The organism is Daejeonella sp. (assembly GCF_044348475.1).
Lineage (GTDB): Bacteria > Bacteroidota > Bacteroidia > Sphingobacteriales > Sphingobacteriaceae > Daejeonella.
Genome location: NZ_JBIKSU010000071.1, coordinates 1 through 9,746, shown reverse-complemented (window position 1 = coordinate 9,746; position 9,746 = coordinate 1). Strand labels below are relative to the sequence as shown.

8 protein-coding genes are annotated in these 9,746 nt (G+C 36.5%); 3 read left to right on the top strand and 5 right to left on the bottom strand.

Annotation, left to right across the window (positions count from 1 at the left end):
- On the bottom strand, nt 1–453 hold a 453-nt coding region (locus ACIQZ6_RS10490; protein WP_395810850.1), incomplete at its 3' end, for a glycosyltransferase.
- An 83-nt stretch (nt 454–536) separates the two neighbouring features.
- Nucleotides 537–1,898, bottom strand: coding sequence for a peptide MFS transporter (locus tag ACIQZ6_RS10485; protein ID WP_395810848.1), 1,362 nt, complete (start codon nt 1,896–1,898; stop codon nt 537–539).
- 124 nt (nt 1,899–2,022) lie between these two features.
- Here ACIQZ6_RS10485 and ACIQZ6_RS10480 point away from each other — a divergent pair, with 124 nt between their 5' ends.
- Nucleotides 2,023–3,273 (top strand): DUF819 domain-containing protein, encoded by a 1,251-nt coding sequence (locus ACIQZ6_RS10480; protein WP_395810846.1) that lies wholly within the window; start codon nt 2,023–2,025, stop codon nt 3,271–3,273.
- A 263-nt stretch (nt 3,274–3,536) separates the two neighbouring features.
- On the opposite strand, the gene ACIQZ6_RS10475 is transcribed toward ACIQZ6_RS10480, so the two are convergent.
- Together ACIQZ6_RS10475 and ACIQZ6_RS10470 are read right to left on the bottom strand one after the other, a co-directional pair.
- Nucleotides 3,537–4,427: a hypothetical protein gene (locus ACIQZ6_RS10475; RefSeq protein ID WP_395810844.1), complete on the bottom strand. Its 891-nt coding sequence runs from the start codon at nt 4,425–4,427 to the stop codon at nt 3,537–3,539.
- Between the two features lie 6 nt (nt 4,428–4,433).
- Nucleotides 4,434–5,612 (bottom strand): acetyl-CoA C-acyltransferase, encoded by a 1,179-nt coding sequence (locus ACIQZ6_RS10470; RefSeq protein ID WP_395810842.1) that lies wholly within the window; start codon nt 5,610–5,612, stop codon nt 4,434–4,436.
- Between the two features lie 191 nt (nt 5,613–5,803).
- Between ACIQZ6_RS10470 and ACIQZ6_RS10465 the strand changes: the two genes are divergently transcribed.
- Both ACIQZ6_RS10465 and ACIQZ6_RS10460 read left to right on the top strand, forming a co-directional pair.
- Nucleotides 5,804–6,673, top strand: a complete 870-nt coding sequence (locus ACIQZ6_RS10465; RefSeq protein WP_395810840.1) for a metallophosphoesterase — start codon at nt 5,804–5,806, stop codon at nt 6,671–6,673.
- Nucleotides 6,674–6,914: 241 nt separating this feature from the next.
- A complete protein-coding gene (locus ACIQZ6_RS10460; RefSeq protein ID WP_395810838.1) occupies nt 6,915–8,171 on the top strand; it encodes a YeiH family protein in 1,257 nt (418 codons plus the stop codon).
- Nucleotides 8,172–8,307: 136 nt separating this feature from the next.
- Here the strand turns inward: ACIQZ6_RS10460 and ACIQZ6_RS10455 are convergent, their stop codons facing one another.
- Entirely contained in the window at nt 8,308–9,552 is a 1,245-nt protein-coding gene (locus ACIQZ6_RS10455; RefSeq protein WP_395810836.1) for a nucleoside recognition domain-containing protein, read from the bottom strand.
- Nucleotides 9,553–9,746 lie beyond the last annotated feature (194 nt).

Sequence of the window (9,746 nt, the reverse complement as noted above, 5' to 3'; positions counted from 1 at the left end):
AGTAATCAAACGTACATAAACAGAAGCAAAATAAGACATTAAAACCCTGCTCATTGGCCAGTTTACCACATTTACTCCTTTGATATATCTTGAACCAATGGCAAGATCAGAACCCTCAATGCATGCAGATTTTAATTTGATCAAATCTTGTGGATTATGTGAAAAATCTGCATCCATTTCAAAAATATATTCATAATGGCGTTTAAGAGCCCATTTAAAACCATGAATATAGGCTGTTCCGAGTCCTAGTTTTCCTTTACGTTCTTCAATATGAAGCATTCCCTCAAATTCTTTTTGAAGGCTCTTCACAATGGTTGCAGTACCATCCGGCGAGCCGTCATCAACTATCAGAATATGGAACACATCAGGAAGGGAGAATACTTTTCGAATAATATTTTCGATATTTTCCTTCTCGTTGTAGGTTGGAATGATGACAAGGCTGTCTGATAACACGGACTAAAATTTGTGATTACAAATATACTGCTTTAAACGAATAGAGAGATGCATTAAACCTCTCTCTATTCTATCTTTTTTAATTATTCAGCTTTAAGGGATGCCATAGTCTCTGCTGAGAAATCTTCAGCACCATGAGCAAGCCTTTTTAATGGTTTTAGGATAGTAATAACGATACCGCCAATTAGTGTACAGAATATAGCTATTCCGATAAATATCTCAAACTCTCCGGCAGTTTGTGACCAAACACCAACCCAGCCAGCAACATAATTGCCCAAGCCAGTAGCTGCGAAGAATACACCCATCATGATTGAAGCATATTTCATTGGAGCTAGTTTTGTAATATAGGATAAAGCAACTGGTGATGCGCTGAGTTCGCCAATGGTGTGGAAAAGGTACGCCAAAACAAGCCAATACATTGCCGAAGAACCTTCATTTTGATATTGAGCTGAAGCCGCTGTCATGAAAAGGAACCCCCAACTCATGATCATTACTCCAATGGCTATTTTGAAGATAGATGATGCTTCTTTTCCATTTCTTTTTCTATTAAACCAGAATGCAGCTACCGGTATACCAAGTGTTATTATAAAGAATGAATTGACCGATTGGAACCAGGTTGCAGGAACAGTCCAGTTCAGAAAATCAATCACTCTATTTGTTTTTTCAGCAGCATATAGATTCATTAAACCTCCGGCTTGCTCAAATGCTCCCCAGAATACAATGATCATCAGGAATGATAATAACATCACTTTAACACGATCTTTTTCTATTGCAGTTAGTGGCTTATTTTTTATCGCTTGATCTTCAACAGATAGGGTTTTAGTTGCTTCTCCAACTCCTTGAAGATACTTATGTCCCAATATGAAAATAATCAAACCTATGGCCATTCCAATACCTGCAAGTCCAAAACCATAATGCCAGCCCATGGTTTCGCCTACATATCCAATAATTATACCGGCCAGGAATGCTCCAACGTTGATTCCAATATAAAAGATAGTAAATCCCTTGTCACGACGGTCATCTCCTTTTGGATATAGGCCACCAACCATTGTTGAAATATTTGGCTTTAAACAGCCTACACCTGCAATTATTAATCCTAATCCTACATAAAATGTAATCAATGACTGGAATGCAAGAATACTATGACCTGCAACCAAAAGAATGCCACCTAAAATTACGGCCTTCTTCTGTCCAATTAATTTATCTGCAAGGATTCCGCCAGGTATGGACGATAAATAAACAAGAAATGTATAAATACCATACAACTTTAAGGCCTCGCTACTTGTCCATCCAAATCCTGGATTTTCTCCATTAACCGATGAAACCAAGAAAAGCACCAAAAGTGCCCGCATTCCATAGAAACTGAACCTTTCCCACATTTCTGTAAGGAACAGGATATATAAACCCCTGGGATGTCCGAAAAGTTGTTTTTGTTGTAATTCCATATAATTTAATTGATGGGTTAGTTTATTAGAATCTCTTAATTGATTAAGGAAGTAAAAAGCTCAATTATAATTAAATTTTACTAAAATTGATACTTTATATATTCTTTAATTAAAAATCTAATAAATGATTGATCAGACTGCCCTGATTACGAATGATGCTGTTGTATTAGGAATCCTTATGGGAATTCTGGGATTGGTCTTTTGGACATCTGAAAGCAATATTCCATTTTTTAAAAGACTGTATACATTTATTCCACCTATTCTACTTTGCTATTTTCTGCCTGGCCTATTAAATTCAATGGGTATTATTTCAGGTACAACATCAGCTCTCTATACCATGGCATCTAGGTATCTTTTGCCAGCCAGTTTGGTACTTTTTACGTTGAGCCTTGATCTGAGAGAAATATGGAAATTAAGAAAAAAGGCAGGCTTAATGTTCATAACTGCATCGATTAGTATTATGCTAGGTGGGCCAGCAGCTGTTTTTCTGGTTTCATTATTTGCACCTGAAATTGTAGGTGGCCAGGGTGCTGAAGAGGTTTGGAGAGGATTAAGTACCGTTGCAGGTACTTGGATTGGTGGGGGTGCTAATCAGGCAGCAATGTATGAGATATTTAAGCCAAGCCCTGATCTGTTTTCTGCCATGGTGGCTCTTGATGTATTCATTTCATACCTCTGGATGGCTTTATTGCTATTTGGAGCAGGTAAAAATATTCTGATCAACAGATTTTTAAAAGCTGATGATCAATCGGTCACTGAAATAAAAGATAAAATCGAAGCGTATCAGCAAAGTATTATGAGGATTCCTAAAATGGAAGATATCCTATTGATTTTAGGCATTGGATTTGGTATAACAGGAATTGCTCATTTCGGAGCAGATCACATTGCGCCATGGATAACCATAAATGCACCTTATTTAAGCGCATTTAGTCTTACTTCAGGGTTTTTCTGGCTAGTAATAATAGCCACAACTTTAGGTATGATACTTTCTTTTACCAAGCTCAGAAATCTGGAAGGAGCAGGAGCTTCAAAAATTGGGAGCGTATTACTATATGTTTTAATTGCAACAATTGGTATGCAAATGAATATCATGGCTATTTTTAATAAGCCGGGAATACTTATTGTTGGTTTAGTTTGGATCCTGATTCACGTCATTGTGATCTTTATTGTTGCGAAGCTTACTAAAACCCCCTTCTTTTTCCTAGCGGTTGGTAGTATGGCTAATATCGGGGGTCCTGCCTCTGCGCCTGTAATTGCAAGTGCCTTTCACCCTTCTTTAGCTCCCATTGGAGTGCTATTAGCTGTTTTTGGCTATGTTATTGGAACTTATGGCGCTTATATATGTGGATTGATGATGCAGGCGGTATCGCCTTAGGGGGCTGTTGTCTGTTATCAGTTGTCAGTTATCAGTTATCAGTTGTCAGTTGTCTGAGGTAGGAGGTATGAAGTCTGAGGTATGAGGTATGAAGACTGAGGTATGAGGTATAAAGACTGAGGTGCTTCTATGAAATGAAGCTAAATCAGGCTTTCAACTTTTAGCTTTCAACTTTCAGCTTTTAGCTTTCAACTTTCAGCTTTATCCTTAAAACCTACAACCTATAACCTACAACTTATAACCTATAACCTACAACTTAAAACCTACAACTTTTTAGGATCATTGAAGTTATCATCCTGATCTGTTGGATTGTTTTTTAGTTCAAGGTCTGATACAAATTTCAACCGGCCATTAACCAGTTTAAATCCATCATACGAGAAATCAGGACCATAAAGTTCAAACTTTCCTTTCAGTTTTGGATCGGGTGGAGCTAAATGGTCATAAACGATTGTATTTATTTGGGGTTCATAATTCAAAAACATGGATGCTCTTCTGTCATATTCAAAAATGATTCTCTTTTTCCCCGGATTATCCTGGTCGCCATCAAATACTGGCATCCCAAAATATGCCTTACCGTCTTTAAAATAAAGAATTTCTATTATTTTTTTTGTTGATTTAACTGTGTTTCCCTTCCATCCAAGCAATACATAATAGGGGAATGGAGCGTTGTTTAATACTGGAATAATTTTATAATACTGAGCACCAAACCACTTATCATTTGTTGTAATACTATCAGATGGGTTTTTAAAAACGGAGGTATAATCAATCAATGGAAGTAATTCTAGTTTACCATCAGGCTTATTTGTTTGAATAGTTCCATAATATCTGTAGCTACCATCATTATTCATCACATGCCAGCTGAAAATCCTAAATCGTTTATCTGGCGACAACTGAATTGAAATGGCCTTTACTGAATCAAATGGAAAATTGAAAGAATATGGTGTTTTTAAGGCATTTACTAATGTTTTTATCAATTTGTAACTTGCATTATACCGTTCAGGTTCAATGCTGTCATTAACCATTTTATGGCTAATCTGTTTCAGACTATCCTGAAATGTCATTAATTGCTGTTGGTTATTATTGCCTGATGGCTGGCCTACTGCTTTTGTAAAGAAAAAAAAGAAAACACCACAGATCAGTACTACTTGCTTCATGTATTCTTAGTGTAGATTTTCAATAACTAGTGCGCTAGCGCCACCACCACCATTGCAAATGGCTGCAACCCCAATTTTGCCCTTGTTTTGCTGAAGTACATGGATTAGAGTAACTACTATTCTTGCACCAGATGCTCCAAGAGGGTGTCCCATTGAAACAGCGCCACCATTCACATTTACTCTTGTTGAATCAAGCTTCATAATTCTGTTATTTGCCAATGAAACTACAGAAAAAGCTTCATTAATTTCAAAATAATCGACATCACTTGTTTGAATCCCTGCACGTTCTAAAGCAATTGGAATAGCTTTTGACGGGGTAGTGGTAAACCATTCAGGTGCCTGCTGTGCATCTGCATACGATATGATTCTTGCCAAAGGCGTTAAGCCAAGTTCTTCTGCTTTTTCTTTACTCATTAATACTAGTGCAGCTGCACCATCGTTTAGTGTTGAAGCATTGGCCGCTGTTACAGTCCCGTCTTTTTTGAAGACAGTTTTCAAGGATGAAATTTTATCAAATTTTACGTTATTGACCTCTTCATCAGTCTCAACCAAACTTATTTCACCTTTTCTGTCTTTAATTTCAACTGCTGCGATCTCCTTTTTGAATTTGCCTTCTAATTGGGCAGACTGTGATCGCTTATAGGATTCTATTGCATAGGCATCCTGGTCATCCCGGCTTATATTGCAATCTGTAGCACATAGTTCAGCTGCAGATCCCATATGGTAGTCATTATAAACATCCCATAATCCGTCTTTCACAAGGCCATCAATGATCTTGCCATCACCTAGGCGATAACCATTTCTGGCTTTATCTAGGTAGTAGGGAACGTTACTCATGCTTTCCATGCCGCCTGCTATAACAATTTCATTCTGACCTAAAGCGATACTTTGAGCAGCTAACATGATTGCTTTTGTGCCTGATGCACAAACCTTATTTATTGTGGTTGAGGGGATATCCGGTAGTCCGGCAAATTTTGAAGCCTGAGTTGCCGGTGCTTGTCCGATATTAGCAGATAACACATTGCCCATGATCACTTCCTGTACTTGTTCTGGCTTAATTCCTGCACGTTTAACGGCAGCTTTAATTGCTACAGCTCCTAGCTGACTGGCTGTTAAAGAAGATAATAGTCCACCGAAACTTCCAATAGGAGTTCTTACCGCAGATAGGATATAAACTTCTTTCATAATGGTTTTAATGATTTTTGATGCAAGTTAGAAAATTGCAGACAAGAGCAATCCTATTAACGGTACAATAAACTAGTTTTGCTTAAAAATTACACTATTTTTTGAAGATTAGGAATAGATTTCAAATTGAATATATATCAATAATTTCAAAATATATTGTTTTACTCATCCTAGATAATGATATTTAAAAAATGATTAGAACCTTAGCCACTCTTAGTAAATCCTTGCTTATTCTTTTTTTAATGTTTATTAGTGCATGTTCATCAATTGGATCTGCTAGCAAATTAACATTTTTCCAAATGGCAGATACCCAGTTTGGTTTTTTTAATGCGAATAAAGAGTTTAGCCGTGAAACTGTCAATATGGAAAAGGCAATTGCTGAGTCGAACCGTTTAAAACCTGCCTTTGTTGTAATCTGTGGTGATTTGGTTAATAAGCCCGGCGATATGGCACAAATAGCAGAATATAAGCGGATAGCGGCTAAACTGGATCCCTCAATTAAATTATACAGTGTTTCGGGTAATCACGATGTTGAAAATGTACCCACAATTGCAAGTTTAGCGTTATATAAAAAACATTTTGGAGATGATCGCTACACTTTTCGTTCTGGAAATGTATTGGGTATCATCCTAAATTCTTCCCTGATTAAAGATCCTTTGCTTGCACCTATTGAAGCTGCAAACCAACTGGAATGGTTGATTCAAGTACTTAAGGATGCCAAAAAGTCAAATGCTCAGAATATTATGGTTTTTATGCATCATTCCTTGTTTCTAAAAGATTCGAATGAACCCGATGAGTATTTTAATATTAATACAGAGCGGCGCAATATTTATCTTAATCTTTTCAAAACATATGGTGTTAAACAGGTATTTGCCGGGCACTACCATCGTAATGCCTATGGCAAATTTGGCGATATGGAAATGATCACAACCGGCCCCGTAGGTAGGCCCTTGGGTGTAGATAGTTCAGGGTTTAGAATTATAAACGTGAAAGGAAAGATAGTAGATCATCGGTATTTTGCTTTAGATTCACTTCCTGTTCAATTAAAATATAAGAAATAGGAATTTTCGAAATTCTATTTTCTGTAGAACTAAATGATTCCTAAATAATCATTTTTTTTTGTAGCGTATTTTGATTCGGTATCTGTAAATATATGTTTTGGTTAATAATTTAGTTTGGTCATATTATTAAGCTCAATTAATTACATTTTTCGGGAAAGATTGATGATAGTAGTATGTGCAGTTATCATGCTGCAAAACAAGTACTAAATGATATATTTAGTGTACTATTTCATAAAAAATTATGTCTGAACAAAAAAGGTTTGAAATTAACGAAGACTGGACAGTGGTTATTCTTGGCGCACTGATCATCATTATTTCATTATTTGGCGTTGTTTTAAAAGTTCCGGTATTTAACTGGTCGAATGCTACTGAACTTTTTCAAAATGTCTTAGAACCTGGAAACCTAAGCCTAATTGCGTATCAACTGGTATTTGTGCTTCTTGTAGCACTTCTTGGTGCAATTTTGACGGGTAAATCTGTGAAACATTTTGCTTTAGGTTTTCCTGTAGTTTATTTGATTACCATTTTTGCTTTGGTGCTGGCTGGAAATAAGGTTATAAAATCTGTCAATCTAGAGGCAGTCATCTTTAGCTTGACTTTAGGACTTGTAATTGGAAACTTTTTTAAACTTCCTGACTGGTTACGATCATCACTCTCAACCGAATTATTTGTTAAAATTGGCCTTGTTTTACTTGGAACCAGTGTAATATTCTCAGATATATTAAAAGCAGGCTCATTAGGCTTAATTCAGGCTCTTATTGTTGTTTTATCAGTATGGTATTTTGCATTTTGGGTATGTAAAAAACTCAAGATAGATGATGAACTGACTATGATGATTTCTAGTGCGGTATCTATTTGTGGAGTATCAGCGGCAATTGCAACCTCTGGAGCTATAAAAGGCGATTCTAAAAAATTATCCTATGTGATCTCAATGGTTTTGATTACTGCCATACCCATGATGATTTTTATGCCTATCCTAGCTAAGTATTATGGTTTATCTGAAGAAGTTACAGGTGCATGGCTAGGGGGAAGTATTGATACAACAGGGGCAGTGGTGGCATCTGGTTCATTGGTTGGTGAAACAGCCCTGAAGATAAGTACCATTGTTAAATTTTCTCAGAATGTACTTCTGGGTTTGGCTGCTTTTGCGATATCTATTTATTGGTCTTACAAAAAGAATCCTGTAGCAGGCCAAATAGCTTCTAAGCCAACAATAAAAGTTATTTGGGATAGATTTCCAAAATTTGTTTTAGGATTTATTGCAGCATCACTTGTTTTTTCATTTTTGTTGAGTCAAGATTCGATCAGTACGATAAAAGGTAGTCTTAAAAACCTACAGGGTTTATGGTTTGCTTTGGCATTTACTAGTATTGGACTGGAAACGAATTTTGCCGATTTGTTTTCTAAACAGAGTAAAAAGCCATTTTTTGCATTTCTAATAGCTCAGGGGTTTAATGTCATCGTAACTTTAATCATTGCCATTGTATTGTTTGGATAGTAAACTACATGAGCAATATTTTTGGTATCGCGACATAATATTTTGAAATCTGATAGACGCTTACTCTTAAGAAAAGATTCATTGTAAGAGGTTATTCTAGCATGTTCAGAACAAAATACTTCCAATCAATTAAAAATTATTTAATGGTATGTCCAAAGAAAATATAAGCAAGGAATATCGCAGCGATGAGTCCAACAAAATCGGCTATCAATCCACATATAATCGCATATCTTGGTTTTTTAATCCCTACTGAACCAAAATATACCGCAAGTACATAAAAAGTAGTTTCTGAAGTTCCCTGAATGATACTTGCAAGTCTGCCCTGAAATGAATCTGCACCATAGGTTTTCATTACATCAACCATTAATCCTCTGGCACCGCCACCGCTTAGTGTTTTCATTAATCCTACTGGTAAAGCTGGAACAAACGACGTGTCAAGCCCGAATAAAGCAACCAATGAACCTATCGCATTAACTAAATAATCCATGCAACCGGTTGTACGAAATGCACTTATGGCAACAAGTATTGCAATCAGAAATGGTATGATCATAACTGATGTACTGAAACCTTCTTTTGCTCCATCTATAAAAGCTTCATACACATTCACCTTTTTTGATGCACCGTAAGCAATAAAAAGAGTAATGATTGAAAATATAATTATACCACCTAAAAGACCAGCGTATACTTGAATCTGTTCTGGTGGAAGTGAGCCAAGCCAAAAATAGAGTCCAGACATCAATGCAATGAAACCACCAAAAAAAATGAGGATTGGTAGCTGAAAAAGATTGATCTTTTGGTAGATAGCCACCGCAATCATACCCGCTAAGAATGAAATGAAAGTGCCAATCAGGCAGGGAATAAATACATCTGCAGGGTTAGCCGCACCATTAGCCATTCTTAAAGCAATTACTCCCGTGGGGATCAATGTAATTCCTGCGGTATTAAGAACAAGGAACATGATCTGCGCATTACTGGCTGTATCTTTTTGTGGATTTAATTCCTGTAATTCCTGCATAGCCTTTAAACCAACAGGTGTTGCAGCATTATCTAAACCCAGCATGTTTGCCGAAAAGTTCATGATAATAGACCCATTTGCAGGATGATTTTTTGGTACTTCAGGAAATAATCTGCTGAAAAAAGGATTTACACCACGAGCAAAAAGTGTGATCATACCAGCCCTTTCGCCAATCTTCATAATGCCTAACCAGAAGGTCATGATTCCAATCAGCCCAATAGAGATCTCAGCGCCTGTCTTTGCGCTGTCAAACATTCCATTAACCACATTATTGAAAATGCTGGTATCTCCAAATACGATAAGCTTGACTAATGCCACAACAAATGCAATTATAAAGAAGCCAATCCAGATGTAGTTTAATGCCATTTTTTTATGAGTTATCTGTTATCTGTTATCTGTTATCTGTTGTCAGTTATCAGTTGTCAGTTGTCAGTTGGTTAGGTGGTTAGTTAGTTAGACGGTATTAATATTTACTAAACAAAATTTCACTTTTTACTTTCAGCTTTTAGCTTTCTGCTTTTGCCTTTTATCAGTTATCAGTTGTCAGTTGTCAGTTGGTT

Excerpts from the sequence above, each read along its gene's own strand:
- ACIQZ6_RS10470 (WP_395810842.1), bottom strand. The coding sequence starts at position 5,612 with ATGAAAGAAGTTTATATCCTATCTGCGGTAAGAACTCCTATTGGAAGT.
- ACIQZ6_RS10460 (WP_395810838.1), top strand. The coding sequence starts at position 6,915 with ATGTCTGAACAAAAAAGGTTTGAAATTAACGAAGACTGGACAGTGGTT.
- ACIQZ6_RS10480 (WP_395810846.1), top strand. The coding sequence starts at position 2,023 with ATGATTGATCAGACTGCCCTGATTACGAATGATGCTGTTGTATTAGGA.
- ACIQZ6_RS10475 (WP_395810844.1), bottom strand. The coding sequence starts at position 4,427 with ATGAAGCAAGTAGTACTGATCTGTGGTGTTTTCTTTTTTTTCTTTACA.
- ACIQZ6_RS10455 (WP_395810836.1), bottom strand. The coding sequence starts at position 9,552 with ATGGCATTAAACTACATCTGGATTGGCTTCTTTATAATTGCATTTGTT.
- ACIQZ6_RS10485 (WP_395810848.1), bottom strand. The coding sequence starts at position 1,898 with ATGGAATTACAACAAAAACAACTTTTCGGACATCCCAGGGGTTTATAT.
- ACIQZ6_RS10465 (WP_395810840.1), top strand. The coding sequence starts at position 5,804 with ATGATTAGAACCTTAGCCACTCTTAGTAAATCCTTGCTTATTCTTTTT.